Genomic DNA, 18,011 nt, shown 5'->3' with positions numbered 1-18,011 from the left:
GACGGTTGATGGCTGAAGAGCAGGAACTGCAGAGTATCGTCGACCATCTGTCGGAGCTGCGGCGGCGGTTGATGCTGGTCTGCATCGTTTTTGTCATCGTGCTGGTCGGCGCTTTTTTTGTGGTCGATCCGATTTATCATTATTTGACGACAAATGCCATTTCCGGCGTGAAAATCGAACTGAACGCCTTTTCGTTTTGGGATGGTGTCGGCGTCTACATGAAAATCGCCATGCTGGTGTCGCTGGGGATTACGCTCCCGTTTACGCTGTACCAGGTCTGGGCGTTTGTCAGCCCGGGGCTGAAGCCGGCGGAACGCAGGGCGACCGTGAAATATATTCCGTTCGTATTTATCTGTTTTTTGGTGGGGCTCGCCTTCGGTTATTATGTCGTATTTCCGTTGGCGATGTCGTTTACGGGGTCGCTCAACAAGCAGCTTGGTTTGGTCGAAACGTACGGCATGGCGGACTATTTCAAATTTATGATGAGTCTCGTGTTGCCGATTTCGCTGCTGTTCGAGCTGCCGCTGATCATTTTGTTTTTGACCCAGCTTAGGATCGTGACGCCAAAACTGCTGCGGAAAATGCGCCGGGTCGCTTATTTCGCGCTGGTCGTCATTTCGGTGATGATCACTCCCGCCGATTTATTGTCTGCCTTTATGGTGCTGATTCCGCTCGTTATTTTGTATGAACTGAGCGTGCTTTTGTCGCAGCGGGTGTATAACAAGATCGTGGCGGCGGATGCGGAGTTGGCGGAGAAATATAAATAAGGAAACGCGCCTTTGAGATGGGGCGTGTTTTTTTGTGCATGCTGGTGTTCAGGAATATTTTTCCAACCTAGAGGATACAATGGGAAGGGCGTCTTCACGCCTATAAAATATAGAAAAAAATTGCACAAAGAAACTTGAAATCTGTCCGCAAGTTGAGTAATATAAAAGTGGTTGTTAGCACTTGAGTAGATCGAGTGCTAATACATATGATCTTACAAAACCCTAACCCAACATATTTAAAGGAGGCTGTTTTTTCATGATCAAACCTTTAGGTGAACGCGTTCTGGTACAACCGATCGAACAAGAGGAGACAACGGCATTTGGCATTGTGCTTCCGGATACGGCCAAGGAAAAACCGCAGGAAGGCAAAGTAATCGCTGTAGGCAGCGGAACTTTGAAGGATGGGGTGCGTGTTCCGCTTGAAGTTAAAGAAGGCGACCGCGTGCTGTTCTCCAAATACGCAGGCACCGAAGTGAAATACGAAGGCAAAGAATATTTGATTATGAAAGAAAGCGACATTCACGCGATCATCGGCTAAGAACTGCCGGTAGGCGAACTTTAAGTGCGAGTTCAAAAAGTCAGGTTTTCAGCACCGAGAAGGTTGGATGAAGCCAGGGACTGAGTAGCGAAGCGTAGGTAAGGCTACGTGAGCAACGGAAGGCCCGGCTGAATTCAAGATTCGATGTCGAGTCCACCTCGTGACTTGCTTCGTGATCAAAAGATGACTTTTTGAACAACTTCTTTAAGCCGAAATATACGAATGAATTTTCATCCAACATTATCAGGGAGGTAATATAATCATGGCAAAAGAGATCAGATTCAGTGAAGACGCCCGCCACGCAATGCTTCGTGGGGTTGACGCGTTGGCGAATGCAGTAAAAGTAACGCTTGGACCGAAAGGCCGCAACGTGGTGCTGGAGAAAAAATTCGGCAGCCCGCTGATCACGAATGACGGTGTTACGATCGCTAAAGAAATCGAACTGGAAAACGCTTTTGAAAACATGGGCGCCCAACTCGTTAAAGAAGTAGCTACCAAAACGAACGACGTTGCCGGTGACGGTACGACGACCGCTACGGTTCTGGCGCAAGCGCTGATCCGCGAAGGTTTGAAAAACGTTACGGCTGGTGCCAGCCCAATCGGCCTGCGCAAAGGGATCGACAAAGCGGTTCGCGCGGCTGTTGAAGAATTGAAGAACATCTCCAAAACGATCGAAGGCAAACAATCGATCGCCCAAGTTGCCGCTATCTCCGCCGCTGACGAAGAAGTTGGCGAATTGATCGCCGAAGCGATGGAAAAAGTAGGCAAAGACGGCGTTATCACTGTGGAAGAATCCCGCGGTTTCGCCACCGAACTTGAAGTGGTTGAAGGGATGCAGTTCGATCGCGGTTATGTATCTCCTTACATGATCACTGATACGGACAAAATGGAAGCCGTACTTGACAATCCGTACATCCTGATCACCGATAAGAAAATCAGCAGCACGCAAGAAATCCTGCCGCTGCTGGAAAAGATCGTTCAACAATCCAGACCGCTGTTGATCATCGCTGAAGATATCGAAGGCGAAGCTCAAGCGATGCTGATCGTGAACAAACTGCGTGGCACGTTCAACGCGGTAGCCGTTAAAGCTCCTGGCTTCGGTGACCGCCGTGAAGCAATGCTGCAAGACATCGCCGCTCTGACAGGCGGTCAAGTGATCACCGAAAAACTCGGCCTTGATCTGAAGAGCACGGCTGTGGATCAACTCGGTAACGCACGTCAAGTTATCGTTACGAAAGAAAACACGACGATTGTGGACGGCAGCGGCGATAAAGCTGACATCCAAGCTCGCGTGAACCAAATCCGTGCGCAACTGGAAGAAACAACTTCCGAGTTCGACAAAGAAAAACTGCAAGAACGTCTGGCTAAACTGGCCGGCGGCGTAGCGGTTGTTAAGGTCGGCGCAGCTACGGAAACCGAGCTGAAGGAACGCAAACTGCGCATCGAAGACGCTCTGAACGCAACTCGCGCAGCCGTTGAAGAAGGCATCGTATCCGGCGGCGGCGTGGCACTCGTGAACGTATATGGCGCGGTAGCAGCCGTTAATGCTGAAGGAGACGAAAAAACCGGCGTGAACATCGTGCTTCGTGCTCTGGAAGAACCAGTTCGTACGATTGCCGCAAACGCTGGCGAAGAAGGCTCCGTAATCGTGGACCGTCTGAAGAAAGAAAAAGTGGGCATCGGCTACAACGCTGCTACTGGCGAATGGGTGAACATGATCGAAGCCGGTATCGTGGACCCTGCTAAAGTAACTCGTTCCGCGCTGCAGCACGCAGCTTCCGTAGCCGGTCTGTTCCTGACGACCGAAGCGGTGATCGCCGACAAACCGGAACCGGAAAAACCAGCCGCTCCGGACATGGGCGGAATGGGCGGCATGGGCATGATGTAATAAGGGCCACCCGCCCTTATGCATCAAAAGTTTCCGTGAGCGGAAACGCCGTTTAACCACATAAAATATTAAAAAGCTTCTCCGGGCATATGCCCGTGAGAAGCTTTTTTGCGTAGATTATAGAATTTACAACTCAACTTTCGCAGAGCAAAAATCAGCTTGAGGATAGGGAAGACCGGTGGGTTGGGCGGCAGATCAACACTCGCTGTCCGGAGACTTTGCACGATTATCTCCTTTGATCAGGTTGCAGAGAAACAGACAAGCTCGGGAGAAGAAAATATTTGGGAGAAGCAGATTTCGAGATAATTTAGACGGGCTTAGGAGAAGGAATCAGGTTTAGGGGCACCGGGTGTGAGCGCAGCGCGGACAGACGAAGCCGTGCGGCCACTTCATCGCGATCAGCGCCTCCAAGCAGGCCTGCTCGCTGAACGAAAGGGATAATCGTGCAAAGGCTGCAGGCAGGGACACCAAGACACCGAGGCACCCAGACGCCAAGACACGAACCCTTTAGACAGCCCCTTCACCTGGCGTCGATTTGTGACACTGCTCGAGGGCGGCTACGGTGCAAAAGGTAGCTGCGCTGACCTCGGCGAATCGTGACGCCTCTTCATCGTTGACAAATTGTCATAGAAAAGACATAAAACAACGGATTTTTATGAATTTTATCACTCAAATGGGCTATATAAAGAATCAAAAGTTATAGCTTATGATGCTATTGGGATATTTTGTAGAGGGGAGTGTCCGAATCGGGAGAAAATGCTGAATATCAAAAGTAAATGGATCATTTTTATTCTGTCCGGTGTGTTTCTGCTAGGTCATTCATTTGGGGATGCGTCCGCTGTATATGCTTCTGAGAGCGACAATGGACCATTAAATGAATCCGCCTCTTCTCTGCAGGATATCGTTAATAAGGCAAAACCGGGAGACCGCATTGTGTTGCCGGAAGGGAATTATTCCGGGCCGGTCCTTATTAATAAGCAATTAATCATACAGGGTTCGGGCAAAGTGTCGTTGTTAAACGAGGAGCCTGTATCGGGGATAACGATCCAAGCTGACGGGGTCGTCGTTCAGGGGATCAACATTTTTCAGAAACAAGCCGGGGAAGAACTGGCGGCTGTCAATGTACGGGCTGACAACGTAACCGTACAAGATTTGCGGATGACCACCCGCGGATTCGGAATTATCATGCGCGATTCCAACGGCGGCGTGGTCACAGGCAACTTCATTTCTTGGGATAGAAACTTGGGAACCGCCAAGATGGGGCAAAAAGGCAATGGGATCGATCTGTACAATTCGGATAATACCGTCATTGAACGAAATAAAATCCTGAGTATGAGGGACGGTATATATCTGGAGAACAGCAAGAACTTGGACATTATGGGCAACCAGATTCTTGGATCACGCTACGGTATTCATTGCATGTACATCGATGGAACGAAAATCGTGGAAAATCGGGGCGAGTACAACATCACAGGGGCCATGATTATGGGGGTTAAGGATGTGCTGGTCTCGGGCAACTCCTTCGCTAAACAAAGCAATAACGTCAATTCGCAAGGGATTTTGCTTTATGATGTGCAAACGTCCCTGGTTGAGAAAAATGTGGTGGACGGAAACCGGGTGGGATTATATCTTGAGTTGTCCAGCCGCAATGAAATAAGAAACAATTCGATATACCGAAATTTCGTAGGTATCCAGTTTGTTGATGCGGAAAACAACCTCATTCATGAAAACGATTTTGTGGCTAATGTGATTGAGGCGGAAGCAACGGACAGCAAAATAAACCAAATTGAACGGAATTTCTGGGATTCGTCCCGCGTTTTGGACTTGAACAATGACGGGATTAGCGAAATTACATATTCGATCAATCCGTTTTACCGGGAGTTAACCGCCAAAGATTCCGCCTTCCAGCTTTTTTTTCAATCACCCGGGATCAGCTTTTTAAGCGGCATGTATGAGAATGATCAAAAAAGCTGGACCACGGACAGTTCGCCGCGCATGAATCTGAATACGCCGGTCATCGCCGCGGATTCATCAATGGATAGGGAGTATATTTCGAGTAAAACCTTTATGCTCATCGTGGCTTCTTTGCTGTTTTTAACATCGGTAATAACAATAATCTATGCGGGGGTAAACAAATCATGAAAAAGGGATTATCTGCTTTGAGTTTAATTTTGATCGCCTTGCTTACGCTTGCCGGCTGTGGAACGAAAACGTATACTGCGCAGCCTATCAATGAGGATGTTGATATTTGCGTCATTTGCAATATGCAGGTCAAGGATGACGCCTATGCCACTCAGATCGTTACGAAAGAAGGCAAGAGTTTAAAATTCGATGACATTGGATGTATGAACGAATGGAAAAAGCAAAACGGTACGGACGATATCGGAATGGATTTTGTTCGTGATTACAACGACAAAGCATGGATTGAGTTCGCCAAGGCAACATACGTCTATGACCCTTCCCTTCGTACGCCCATGGCTTACGGGATCATTAGTTTTAAAGACAAGGCATCCGCGGAGGAATTTATCAAGGAGCAGGGCGTAGGGCAATTGTTAAGCGCGGCGGATCTGAATAATCACACCTGGGAGCAAAGCAAAGGAATGATGGACATGGACATGCATATGCATAGCGAAGGGGAAGCTCAGGGTCATTAATTTTAAAAGATGAGGTTATAGCCATGTCAGATATGCTGCAGGTTGCGAAGAAAGAAATCAAGGTTGGACTGCGAAACCCGTGGGCTTACTCATTTTTAGCTTTATTTTCCGTGTTTAGCCTTTGTTTGCTGCTGGTAAATTCGCAAAATGAGATTAGCGGGTATTCCGGGGTAACCGGCTCGATGTTAAGTTTAATATTGTACTTGCTCCCATTGATGGCGCTTTTTCTAGGGTCGTTTTCATTAACCGCAGAAAAAGAAGAAGGCAGCTGGCAGCTGTTATCGACATTTCCTTTGGGAACGATTCCTTTTCTGCTGGGGAAATACTTCGGCTTATCCATCGTCTTGTTGACCATTATCTCATTTGGTTATGGCTTAATGGGCTTGATCACCGCCCTTTTTGGGATCGTTTTCGAAGTAAATACGTATTTGCTCTTTTTTCTGTTTTCTTGCGGGCTAGTGCTGCTTTTTTTGACGCTAGCGTTATTGATCGGGTCATTGTCCAAAAATCGCTGGCAGGCCATGACCATTTCGGTGATGATCTGGTTTTTTGCGGTGATCGGCTGGCCGACGATATTAATCGCTGTCCTTGGATTCCTGCCATATTTATGGACAAAACCTCTGCTCATTTTTCTGACGTTCTTAAACCCGGCGGAATTTGTCAGGCTGTTTGTGGTGATTAAGCTTGGAGGCGGTTCCGTGCTTGGGCCGGAATATTACCAATGGGTAAGCTGGATTCAACGTCCTAGTGGCAGTGTTATGTTTTTGCTCTTGTTTGTGGCTTGGCTGTTGATCTCCTTGTCGGTTGTCTGCTGGATTTGGGAAAGGGGGAGACGGCGTGGCTGAAGCTTTTGTGGTTGCCGCGAATGTAAACAAAACGATAAAAGGGCAGCGGATCGTCCAGGATGTTTCTTTCCGGCTAGAACCCGGCAGCATTGTTGGTCTATGCGGTGGAAACGGAGCGGGGAAAAGTACGGTGCTGCGTATGGTTGCAGGCATCCTTAAGCCTACATCGGGTGAAATTTACGTCAACCGGTTGCAGTGGAAACAGGACAGAAAGAAATTCGCCGAACAGATGAGTTATATGCCCGATGATTTTCAGTTCCCGCAGGGAATGGCGGCGGCAGAAATATTGTCTTTTTGGGCCGCGTTGCGCAAGGTGCCTGAACAAAGAGTGCAGGAAGTTTTAAGCCTTGTTGGACTGGAAGAAAAGAAAAACAAACTGGTCAGCACTTTTTCAAAAGGGATGCGGCAGCGCGTTCTTTTTGCCCAGGCGATGTTGTCGAAACCTCCCTTGGTCATCATGGATGAGCCGACCAATGGCCTGGATCCTTACTGGATGAAACAATTTGTAAACCTGGTGAAGGACGTAAAACTTGAAGGCCAAACGGTTCTCTTCTCGACCCATCAATTGGATATTGCCGAAGAATTGGCGGACTACGTCATCTTTCTGAATACAGGACGCATTTGCGGCGAAGGCTCAGTACGGCACTTTCGTGAAATATACGGCTCTTTTCCGCTTCATAAAGCTTTTCAACAGAGTCTGGAATTGGATTCGCGAGGCGAGCAAGAGGATGAATAGAAAATTAACATTTTTGATCGCTTTTTTATGCGCCGGTGCCGTACTTTGGGTTGTTTTATCCAATCGTCATCATAGCGGGGTTCATCCTGCCCATGAGAGATTAAGTATCGGAAGCCCCGCTCCCGTATTCCAGGCGGTAAATACTTACGGCGAGAAGCTGTCGCTTGACGAATATCGTGGCAAAGTCATCGTGCTTAATTTTTGGGCATCCTGGTGCGGACCTTGCGTCAAGGAAATGCCGCTCATCCATCGAATCTCCCATGACAATGACTCGGATGTCGTAACCCTGTTTGTGAATGTGGGGGAGTCGAAAGGAACCGTAAATGAATTTTTGTCCGGCCATCAATTTGACTTCCCCGTCATGATCGACGCAACCGGCAAAATATCGGGCTTATACAAGGTTTCTGCCCTGCCGACTACCTATGTGATCGATCAGGCTGGGAACATCGCCCACCCGATCATCGGGGAAATTAGCAGTGAGGAGCAGCTTCAAACTTATATAAATTCAGTAAATTAAACGTACAGCGCGGATTCCGGGATTCTCGGGGCCGCGTTTTTTTGTCTGAAAAATGCTTATTCCTTGTTGACAGTGATTTTGTGAATAAACTATAATAGTCAAATCATACTATTGAGTTTAAAAATAAACTTAAAAGTCTATTTTCTAGGGAGGGAAGAGAATCTTGCTAAAACGTGGTTTGCAACTCACACTGATCGGCACTTTGCTTGTTACGAGTTCGGCCTGTTCTTCAGCAGATTCGGAAGAAGCTGGCGCAAGCGTGCAAAAGGTTACCACCATGAAAGTGGAGATGGTGCCGGTTGCCGGTTCATTAAACCTTTCGGGTACGCTTGAGGCGTACAAAGACGTTTCCGTTGCTTTTGAATTATCGGGAATTGTAGAAATGGCCAATGTTGAAGTAGGGGATTCGGTTGTGGAAAATCAACTATTATCCCAATTGGATAGTTCCTCTTATCAACTGCAGCTTGAAAAAGCCAACACATCTCTTTCACAGGCAGCAGCGGGGATCAAAAATGCGAAAGCCGTCCTGTCGTCGGCAGGAGCTTCCATAACCTCGGCCGAAGCGCAAATGTCCTCGGCTACGGCATCCTTAAACCAACTGCTTAAAGGTGCTCGCCAGCAACAAATAGCCCAGGCGCAAACTCAGGTTGATCGGGCGCAGGCGGCACTGGCCAAAGCACAGACGGACGCAGATCGCATTCAGTCGCTGTATACTGAGGGATTGGCTTCATTAAATGAATGGGAACAAGCCCAATTGGCTTCAACCAATGCATCCAAAAACTTTGATGACGCCCAGAACGCTTTGTCTCTTCTGGAAGAGGGAGCGACGGAAGAAGAGCTTGAATCGGCGCAGGCGGCCGTACGGCAAGCCCAGTCAGCCAAGCAGTCTGCCGTTGCTGCCAGAGAGCAGGCGCAAGCGGCGCTTGAACAGGCTTCTTCCCAGCGGGAGCAAGCTCTGGTGGCTAAAAAGGAGGCGGAACTTGCCTTGGCCAAAACGGCATTGAAGTCCCCCATTTCAGGGACGGTCCTGGCCAAAAACGTGACAGCGGAAGAACTGGCTGCAGCCGGTCAACCGGCTTATACGATTGGTCAAATTGACAAATTGAAAATATTGCTTCCCGTTCCGGATCACGACATTGAAAATTGGGAAACGGGCCAGAAAGTCAAGCTCAGCCAGTATAATCAGACCCGGGAAGGGATGGTTCATCGTATCTATCCAACTACAAACACGAATACGGGTTCCATCAATGTTGAAGTTATTGTTGATAACGCCGATCGAGACTGGACACCCGGGCAAGTGGTCAAAGCCGGGCTGCTCACTGAACAAAGCAAGCAAATTGTTATTCCCGCGCAAGCCGTGCTTAGCAACGGAAATGAGACCTACGTATTCAAAGTAGTGAATCAAAAAGCGGTGAAGACCGCCGTCAAAGTCGGCGATTTGATTGAGAACCAACTGGAAATTATCGACGGCCTCTCGGTCGGAGATCAAATCGTTACGATTGGCGCCAATTTAATCTATGATGGATTAAACCTCCAGTATGTGGAGGAGGAAACCAAGTGATAGAATATTTTATCCGCAAAAAGAAGCTGACCATTTTTATTTTTGCCATGGCTCTGGTCTTCGGCGTCTTTGAGCTCAGCCAGCTTCCCAGACAGGAAATGCCGCGGATTATCCAGAAAACAGCGATCGTCACGACGGTTTATCCCGGGGCCGGACCTGAGAAGGTGGAGCAGGATATCACCATCCTATTGGAGCAGAAATTTAGAGAAGTTGAACATATTAAAACTTTGGAATCCACCTCGGAATACGGGTTGTCCACCATTACGGTAGAGACGGAAGGCGCGGTGAACGCGGAGGAGATTTGGCAAAAAATACGGCAAAAAATTGATGATCTGGAAGCCTCATTGCCGAAAAATGCGCAGAAACCCGTAATCAATGAAAATTTGAACAAAACCTTGATCCATTCCTATGCCATCACTGCCGATTCGCCCGAACAATTGTACGCATTAAATGATCTGGTTACCGACTGGAAAAATCAAATCAGCACCGTTTCCGGCGTAGCACAGGTCATTGTTCAGGGACTTCCTGACCAGGAAGTGCGGATTCAAATGGATGCCGACAAACTGCGGCAGTACCAAATCACCTGGGAGCAGTTGATGCAGGCGGTGCAGCATGAAAACGAACGGACTCCGCTCGGCAACCTGGATTACGACGAGATGACCTACCAGCTTCATGTGGAGCAGTCGCGGAATGTATCCGATTTGAACCGCATCATGATTTCAAAAACGGCGGAAGGGGTTCCCGTTTATTTGGAAGATGTCAGCACCGTGCTGCTTGCCCATAGTCAATCCAGTTACATGGCCTATTACAATGGCGAGCAGGCCATCGTCCTGACGGTGATGGGGAATACGGGAGCCGATGTCGAGCGCATGTATGAGAAAGTGAATCGGGAAGTGCTTGCTTTAAAAGACACCCTGCCGAAGGATTATCGGCTGCATACCTTGTTTTCCCAAAGCGATCGGATTGATGATATTTTCCATCATCTCTCGCGGGAAATGCTGTTTGCCATTGCCTCCGTCATCTTGGTATGTACTTTAGGGCTTAATTTGGTGACTTCATTCGTTGTGGCGCTGGCCATCCCCATTTCCATAGCCATCGGATTAATTATTTTGCCCATGATCGGCGTAACTTTAAATCAAATTACGGTAATCGGGCTTATTATTGTGATGGGGATCTTGGTGGACGATGCGGTTGTAGTTAACGATAACATTGAACGAAGATTATTAACCTTTGGAGAATCTCCCAAAGAGGCTGCTCTAAGGGGGACAAAAGAAGTTGCCATTTCTATTCTGACAGCGACTTTAGCTTTGGTGGCCGCCTTTGGCCCGTTGCTCTTTATGACGGGGGACGCGGGATCGTTGGCCAAACCGCTTCCATACGCGGTCATCTTCACCCTGCTTGCATCCATGTTGATGTCATTGACGATAATTCCTATTTTTCGGGAGTGGTATGGAAATCGGGCAAACGCAAAGAAGGAGGAGCGGCCGCTGAAACCTCCGGGGCTGCTGGGAAAACAAATTGACCAATTGCGTGATATATACGCCGGAAAGCTGGTTCCCCAAGCCATTCAACGTCCCGGGTTGTATGCGGCAGGCGGGTTGTTGATCAGTACCTTGTTATACGGCCTGGTGCTAATCACTTCGTTGGATCTTTTTCCGGGAACGGACGATCCGCAGTTAAGCATCAATGTGCGTATGCCGGTAGGCACTTCCCTTGAGGAAACCCGGGAAATAACAGCAGAGATTGCCGAATGGGTGCGTCAGCAGCCCCATGTCAAGACGGTTACCTATGCTGCCGGGGGCAATGCCCCGATGTTATTCCAGGATATGACTGCAGATGACAGAACAGGTCCGACCATTGGTCAGGTTGCCGTTATGGGCGAGGAAGAGATGTTTGATGCAGAGGGGATGGTGAAGAAATGGTCGGCCGAATTGCCGGATCGATATCCGGGACAAACGATTACCCTGAAAATTCCCAAATTGGGCTTGCCCTTGGGCAAGCCGGTTTCGATTCGCATCTCCGGAAACGATCTGAATCAACTGCAGAACCTGTCCCAAACCGTAAAAAAAGAAATAATGAATACGGAAGGCACACTGGATGTCCATGACAATATGGAAAATGAACGTTATCTTTTGGACTTTCAAATCACTAAACAAGCCATGGACCACTATCAGGTAAGCTACAGCAATTTAACCAATACTTTGTTATTGCTGGGGAACGGGCTGCAATTCAGTGAGTTTGATACCGGCAGCGATTTGGTGCAAATAAAATTAAGCCTGGACAAGGCGGATCAAAACCCGCAAGACTTATTTCAGCAGCTGAACGTAACCAATGCGGCAGGTTTGCAGATTCCGCTCACGCAGCTGGTTGAAATGAAACCGTCCTTTGCAACGCAAAAAATAAATCATTATAATTTAAAACGTACAATAAGCATCGATGCGGATGTATATGGACGTACGGCTAATGAGGTTGTTCACGAGGTTAAAGGCAAGATGAATCACATGGTTCTCCCCCCGGGATATACCTGGGAAGTTGACGGAGAAATCTCCGGACAAAACGAAATTTTGCTTGAATTGGGCAAACTTTTTATTGTGGTGATTTTCCTGATTTTCTTTTTGATTTTTTTACAGTTTTATTCTTTTTCGGCGCCGCTTATTATTTTGACAACGGTCTTCCTGGCCGTCGCTGGCGGATTGCTTGGTCTGTTTTTAATGAATATGCCCGTAAGCTTCATGGGTGTATTGGGAGTGATGGCATTAGCCGGAATTGTCGTCAGGAACGGAATTGTCTTGCTGGAATTTATTGAGGATGCCCGGAGGGAAGGTGCGGAACTTAACGAAGCCATTCTTTCGGCGACCCGTGCTAGATTTCGGCCCATTTTGCTGACGTCCGTTACCGCGATTGTTGGCATGATCCCGATTGCCGCCATGGGCGAAATCCTGTTTAAACCGCTGGCATTCACCATTATATTCGGGCTAATCTATTCAACCTTGTTAACTTTGTTTGTTGTTCCTTCGCTGTATTTGATCATTGCAAAATTTAAATTAAAAAGACAAAATAAAAACGCGGCACTAAGTTTGGATGAAAGTCATTCGTTATAAAAAATTGCTGGTGATGAAAAGTGAGGGAAAATGAAAAAGATAACCAATGAAGAGATTGTTCAAACAGCGCTTTCTTTGTTCTCCGAAAAAGGTTACGAAGCTACCTCCGTCGATGAAATTGCCCGCAGCTGCGGCATGGTGAAAGCCTCATTTTATAAATATTTTAAGAGTAAAGAAGAGCTTTTGCTGAGTGCCATTATGTGGATAGATGAGGAATTGGAGAGAGAATACGAGAAACTGCAGCTTAATTCCCACCTTTCCCCCAGGGAAAGATTGGCTAATTATTATTTGATCGCGCTTGAGCGTGTCTACAAAAGCAAATTGCATATGGTCTTTTTGCCATTTCCCACGATTGAATCGAACGATGTTAAAATTGCCCAGGTCACGGAACGCGTTGAGTCGAGGATAACGATCCGGCTGTTGGACTTGATGAGCGATCTGTATGGAACCGAGTGGAATGCCTATTATTATGATGTGATTTTTGCGATCAAAAGCATGGCTATAAGCTACATCCGGTCCAGCGATTGGGAATTGTACGATGCCGAGTACAAATCATTGGTTCGGTTTATTACCAGTATCAGTGATATTCTGATGCGAGGGATGACGAACCCTGATAACCATTACGAGATCATGTGGAAGCATAACGTGAGTATTTATGAAGCCTTGGGGAAGCCCTGGACCAGATGGAAACAGATTACATCGCTCATGCAAAAAATGCAGTCCTCCCTTGACCAGCTTGATCTGAACGAAACGGACAAATCCGAATGCCAACAAATTTTAGACCGGCTGCAGCAAGAACTGTCGGAGGAAGCCGCCGAAACAGCCACCATTAAAGCATTACTGCTCTTCCTGGAACAGATTCCACAGCTGCGGGAGAACTGTACCCGGATGAGAGAGGTTCTAAGGGCTTAGGCGCATACCGATAAATAATTGCCAACAAATTAAGCTTAGCGCGGCTTCCGAAATTCTCGGGGCCGCGTTTTTTGCCGCCTCCGAAAAAAGTGTCAAATTGTATAAATAAGTAAAACCGTTTGCCGTTAAAACAAATTCATTTCCTGCATTGGAAAAAATAAACTTGACCCGCGCCATTATCGTGATTTTTTGTTTGACAGATACGGAGGAGTGGTTCATAATACTTTTCATACTAAATTCATAGGAATTATTAGTTAAGGAGGGGCAGCTGTGTTAAAGTACAAAACGTCTTTAAAGAAATCGTTAGGGTTAGGCCTATCAGCCATTTTATTATTGGTGTTGGTTGCCGGATGCTCCGGAGCTAAAAATGCTGCGGATCAAAATAATGGAACACAGCAAAACACCAATCAAAGCGCGGAGCAAAGCGGAAATTCGAAAGAGCCTGCGGCGGGAGGAACCTTCGTCTATGGACGGCCCGCATCGGTGACCTCGTTTGATCTGCATAATCAGATTACGGCGAACAATGCTTTTGCGATTGACAAAGTATTTGAATCTCTGGTTTCGTTCGATAGCAACGGCAAAATTATCGATTGGCTGGCCAAGTCCCATAACGTTAGTGATGATGGATTGACCTATACGTTTGTGCTGCGGGACGGCTTGAAATTTTCCAACGGCACGGATGTAACGGCGGAGGATGCTGTATTTTCGCTGAAACGGCATTTGGAGGTTGGCGGTCCGCTTGCGATCGCGGCCAAGGTTGATTCCGTTAAAGCGCAGGATGACCACACGCTCGTCATTACGCTCAAAGAGCCGTACACTCCGTTTATTTCGGAGCTGTCCAACTTCTCCAACGGCATTATTCCGAACAATTTCGGCGGGGTTTCCGAAGAAGAGTTCCTCAAACATCCGGTAGGTACAGGTCCGTTTGTTGTTGAAAAGTTGGATCCGGCAGGCGATGTGACCTTTACGAAGAACCCTTACTATTGGCAGGAAGGAAAGCCTTATATCGACAAGCTTGTCTACAAGCTGATTCAAGATGACAGTCAGGCGATCAACCAGCTTAAGGCCGGGGAAGTGGACGCGATCGAGTCCCTGGCGCTGCAAAATGCCAATGAGATCAAGCAAGGCCCCGACACTGCCGTATTAACCAATGGCAGCTGGGTGACGGAGCAGCTGTTCTTCAATACGCTGGATAAGCATTTTTCCGATGTCCACGTCCGCCGGGCTTTGGCTTTGGCTCTTGACCGCGAAGGTTTGACCAATGCGCTGACCTTTGGCTATGCCAAACCTGCGAATTCCTTGCTGCCGACGGCGATTCCTTATAACGCCAACGATACGATCAAACCGCTGAATTTCGATTTAACCGCCGCCAAGAAGGAGCTGGCCAAATCGGCCTTCCCTAACGGCTTCACCACCAAACTCTTGGTGGCGTCCGGCAACAGCACAAGAGCGCAGGAAGCACAAATTATTCAAGCGGCAGGCAAGGAAATCGGGATTAACATCGAAATCGAGTCCATTGAGTTGGCGACCTTCCGCGAGCGGTTTTTCGCTTATGATTTCTCGGCCATGCTGAACAGCGGGCAAGCCGATTCGCCCGACGCGAATTCGATTATTGCGTTCCAAACCGATCCGGAGGGCTTCAGCAAATCCTACTGGACGCATTACACAAACGATGAAGTAACCAAGCTTCTGCATGAAGGCCAAACAACGTCGGATGGCGAAGGCCGGGCCGAAGTTTACTCCAAACTGCTGCAAACGCTGGCGGATGAAGTACCGTATATTCCGCTTTATTATCCGGATATTCTGAAAGGCGTCCGTTCTTCCGTGGAAGGCCTTGTGGTTTTGCCTAATGGAAGCCTCCGCTTTGAAGATGTGCGTATCCAAAAATGATGAAACGGAGTAAAACGTTAAATCAACCGGCAGGGACCCAGGCCTCGTACAGGTGGCTGGTGACGGCTGTCGTAAGAGCCATCGCCGTGATCCTCTGCGTGATGACCGCCGTTTTTTTCCTGATCAGAATCGTGCCGGGGGACCCTGCAAAAATGATCCTGGGAGAGTACAGTACGCCTGAAGCCATCGAGAGTATGCATCATACTCTCGGGCTGGACCTCCCCTTAGGGGAGCAGTTCGTCCGGTTTGTGAAGACGCTCTTCACCCAAGGAGACACCGGCAATTCCATCATTGCCGGTACCTCTACAAGAGAGTTGATTGCCGAGCGGGCTCCGGTTACCTTGCTTCTGATCGGGATGGCTTGTTTTGCGGCGATCGTGATCGCCCTTTTGCTGGCTGTACTGGCCGCTACGCAGAAGGATAAACTGCCGGATCATTTGATCCGTATCTTTCCTACCGTAACCTTGGGCATGCCAATCTTTTGGGTTGGCTTGCTTTTGATTTTGGCGTTTAGCGTTCGTCTGGGCTGGTTCCCGGTTGGCGGGGTACGCGAAGGCTGGATCGGGACTTTGCACAGTCTTACACTTCCGGCGATTACCGTTGCGTTCTCGCAGATTCCCACCCTCGTCCGCTCGTTAAGAGTGCAGATGCTTGAAGTGTTGGAGGCGGATTTTGTCGTCACCTTGAAAGCTGCGGGAATACCAAGCAGCGTGATTTTGTTCAAGCATGTGGTGCGGAATGCGGCTCTGCCGACGCTGATGCTGCTTGGCGTCAACATTTCGTATCTGATCGGCGGCACGCTGGTCGTGGAGCAGGTGTTTGGCATCAAGGGGATCGGCAGCCTACTGTTCACTTCCATTTCTAATCGGGATTTCCCGGTCATTCAAGGCATTGCGCTATATTGTGCGATTGGTGTTGTGATGATTAGTCTTCTGGTTGAGATCATCTCCTGGTGGCTTGATCCCAGAACGAAAGGAAAACAATGAGAACTATAACCATAAACCCCGAGTTGCAGGAGGGTGGTAAAAAGCCGGGCGTCATCAGCCGAATCCGGCGTACTCCTTCGCTTCTGGCGGGGAGTATAATGCTTGCGGCGCTTGTTCTGCTGGCGGTGTTCATCCCGTTGATTAGCCCCTATGATCCTTCCGGGCAAAATTTGAGCGCATTTTTGCAGCCCCCGTCTGCCGAACATTGGCTGGGGACCGACCAATTGGGCCGCGATTTGTTTACGAGATTGATATATGCGGCGCGGACGGATTTGACCATTATGGTGCTGGCTGAAATTGTTCCGTTTTGTACCGGTGTATTTCTCGGCATGGTCGCGGGGTATTACGGAAAATGGGTGGATTCCGTCATTTCGCTGATTACCGATACGTTTATCGCTTTTCCGTTCTATTTGATTGTAATTATCGTCGCTTTTGCCAGCGGAGCCGGGCAGCGGGGGATTTATATCACCTTTATCTTGGTCGGCTGGATTGTGTTTGCCCGAGTGACTAGGGGATTGACCGCTTCGTTTCGCCGCCAGGAATGGGTAGCCTCCGCTCAAACCTTGGGACTGCCTGGTGTAAAAATCATTTTGCGCCATATTTTGCCCAATGTGCTCCCTCAAGCGATTGTCGTCCTCATGACAGATATGGTTGGGCTGCTTGTTGCCATTGTTACGCTCGGGTATCTGGGCATCGGCATTACCCCGCCAACCCCGGATTGGGGGACGATGATATCCGACGGCCAGCCGTTTATCACCACAGCCTGGTGGCTCTCGGCGGTTCCGGGCTTGGCCGTAGTGTATACGGGAATTGCCTTGTCTCTTGTGGGTGACGGGTTGGCGGACCTATGGAGGAAAAAATGATGTCAACAACTCCGGTTTTGGAAGTAGAATCCCTATCGCTGGCGGCCAAATCAAACCCCAAATTGGTCGATAACGTCAGCTTTACGTTAAACAGGGGAGAAACGTTGGGGTTAGTCGGGGAATCAGGCTCGGGAAAATCGCTTACACTCCGTGCGATTCTGGGACTGCTTCCGCGCGGTGTCGAGCAGGCCGGCGGAGTGATTAAGAGCGATGCCGGAAGCGCGATGGTTTTTCAGGACCCCAGAGGGGCGCTGGATCCGCTTTGTCCGGTTGTACAGCAGTTGACGGAAGTCGTGTATTACCGGCAGCGATTAAGCCGAAGGGCTTCCCGCAGAGCAGCGTTGGAACTGCTGGAAATGCTTGGACTGCCGGATTCCTTGAAGATATCCGACCGCTATCCGAGCCAGTTGTCGGGCGGCCAGTGCCAGCGCGTCGTCATCGCCATCGCCCTGGCGTGCAAACCCGGGATTCTGCTCTGTGACGAACCTACAACCGCGCTCGACGTAACCGTGCAGCGGCAAATTATTGAAACGATTTCGGCTTTGCAGCAGGAGTTGGGTTTTGCCATGGTGTTTGTTACGCATAATTTGGCCATTGCGGCGGCGTTGTGTTCCAAGCTGTGCGTCATGAAGGAAGGGAAAATTGTGGAGCAGGGAGAGACGTATGGTCTTTTGCAAAACCCTCAAGACCCTTATACCCAAATGCTGATGGACTCGGTGCTTCCTGTGCCTGAGCTTGAAGGGAGCGTTTGAA

Annotated in this window: 15 protein-coding genes and 1 pseudogene; 15 read left to right on the top strand and 1 reads right to left on the bottom strand. The window is 48.7% G+C overall.

What is annotated here, in order from left to right; all coding sequences use genetic code 11:
- The first annotated feature begins 8 nt into the window (after positions 1-8).
- The 3 genes from tatC (at position 9) to groL (ending at position 3,193) form a co-directional block, all read left to right on the top strand.
- Positions 9-767, top strand: a complete 759-nt coding sequence (gene tatC / locus ACLD72_RS10475) for a twin-arginine translocase subunit TatC (RefSeq protein ID WP_251590523.1) — start codon at positions 9-11, stop codon at positions 765-767.
- A 256-nt stretch (positions 768-1,023) separates the two neighbouring features.
- Complete coding sequence (gene groES, locus ACLD72_RS10470) at positions 1,024-1,305, top strand: co-chaperone GroES (protein ID WP_036625239.1); 282 nt, start codon at positions 1,024-1,026, stop codon at positions 1,303-1,305.
- Between the two features lie 262 nt (positions 1,306-1,567).
- On the top strand, positions 1,568-3,193 hold the full coding sequence (gene groL / locus ACLD72_RS10465) for a chaperonin GroEL (protein WP_128632075.1): 1,626 nt from the start codon (positions 1,568-1,570) through the stop codon (positions 3,191-3,193).
- A gap of 342 nt (positions 3,194-3,535) precedes the next feature.
- Here groL and ACLD72_RS10460 read toward each other — a convergent pair.
- Positions 3,536-3,664, bottom strand: a pseudogene (locus ACLD72_RS10460) (transposase); the annotation flags it as partial.
- A 285-nt stretch (positions 3,665-3,949) separates the two neighbouring features.
- On the opposite strand from ACLD72_RS10460, the gene ACLD72_RS10455 reads away from it, so the two are divergent.
- The 12 genes from ACLD72_RS10455 (at position 3,950) to ACLD72_RS10400 (ending at position 18,010) form a co-directional block, all read left to right on the top strand.
- Positions 3,950-5,335: a nitrous oxide reductase family maturation protein NosD gene (locus tag ACLD72_RS10455; RefSeq protein WP_410997223.1), complete on the top strand. Its 1,386-nt coding sequence runs from the start codon at positions 3,950-3,952 to the stop codon at positions 5,333-5,335.
- Positions 5,332-5,847 carry a nitrous oxide reductase accessory protein NosL gene (locus ACLD72_RS10450; RefSeq protein WP_410997225.1) on the top strand — a complete coding sequence of 172 codons (516 nt, stop codon included), beginning with the start codon at positions 5,332-5,334 and terminating at the stop codon, positions 5,845-5,847. Before ACLD72_RS10455 ends, ACLD72_RS10450 begins: the two co-directional genes overlap by 4 nt.
- 23 nt (positions 5,848-5,870) lie before the next feature.
- Positions 5,871-6,692: an ABC transporter permease gene (locus ACLD72_RS10445; RefSeq protein WP_410997227.1), complete on the top strand. Its 822-nt coding sequence runs from the start codon at positions 5,871-5,873 to the stop codon at positions 6,690-6,692.
- Positions 6,685-7,428, top strand: coding sequence for an ABC transporter ATP-binding protein (locus ACLD72_RS10440; protein ID WP_410997229.1), 744 nt, complete (start codon positions 6,685-6,687; stop codon positions 7,426-7,428). The genes ACLD72_RS10445 and ACLD72_RS10440 overlap by 8 nt, the downstream gene beginning before the upstream one ends.
- Entirely contained in the window at positions 7,421-7,945 is a 525-nt protein-coding gene (locus tag ACLD72_RS10435) for a TlpA family protein disulfide reductase (protein WP_410997231.1), read from the top strand. Before ACLD72_RS10440 ends, ACLD72_RS10435 begins: the two co-directional genes overlap by 8 nt.
- A gap of 163 nt (positions 7,946-8,108) precedes the next feature.
- Positions 8,109-9,506, top strand: coding sequence for an efflux RND transporter periplasmic adaptor subunit (locus ACLD72_RS10430; protein WP_410997233.1), 1,398 nt, complete (start codon positions 8,109-8,111; stop codon positions 9,504-9,506).
- Positions 9,503-12,607 (top strand): efflux RND transporter permease subunit, encoded by a 3,105-nt coding sequence (locus ACLD72_RS10425; RefSeq protein WP_410997235.1) that lies wholly within the window; start codon positions 9,503-9,505, stop codon positions 12,605-12,607. Before ACLD72_RS10430 ends, ACLD72_RS10425 begins: the two co-directional genes overlap by 4 nt.
- 30 nt (positions 12,608-12,637) lie before the next feature.
- Positions 12,638-13,519: a TetR family transcriptional regulator gene (locus ACLD72_RS10420; RefSeq protein WP_410997236.1), complete on the top strand. Its 882-nt coding sequence runs from the start codon at positions 12,638-12,640 to the stop codon at positions 13,517-13,519.
- Between the two features lie 270 nt (positions 13,520-13,789).
- A complete protein-coding gene (locus tag ACLD72_RS10415) occupies positions 13,790-15,409 on the top strand; it encodes an ABC transporter substrate-binding protein (RefSeq protein ID WP_410997238.1) in 1,620 nt (539 codons plus the stop codon).
- Complete coding sequence (locus tag ACLD72_RS10410) at positions 15,409-16,395, top strand: ABC transporter permease (protein WP_410997423.1); 987 nt, start codon at positions 15,409-15,411, stop codon at positions 16,393-16,395. Before ACLD72_RS10415 ends, ACLD72_RS10410 begins: the two co-directional genes overlap by 1 nt.
- Positions 16,392-17,258 (top strand): ABC transporter permease, encoded by an 867-nt coding sequence (locus ACLD72_RS10405; protein WP_410997240.1) that lies wholly within the window; start codon positions 16,392-16,394, stop codon positions 17,256-17,258. Before ACLD72_RS10410 ends, ACLD72_RS10405 begins: the two co-directional genes overlap by 4 nt.
- Positions 17,258-18,010: an ABC transporter ATP-binding protein gene (locus tag ACLD72_RS10400; protein ID WP_458475741.1), complete on the top strand. Its 753-nt coding sequence runs from the start codon at positions 17,258-17,260 to the stop codon at positions 18,008-18,010. The genes ACLD72_RS10405 and ACLD72_RS10400 overlap by 1 nt, the downstream gene beginning before the upstream one ends.
- The last annotated feature ends 1 nt before the right edge of the window (position 18,011 follow it).

Source organism: Paenibacillus lacisediminis, from assembly GCF_046567315.2.
This window is presented reverse-complemented; position numbering and strand designations above follow the sequence as displayed.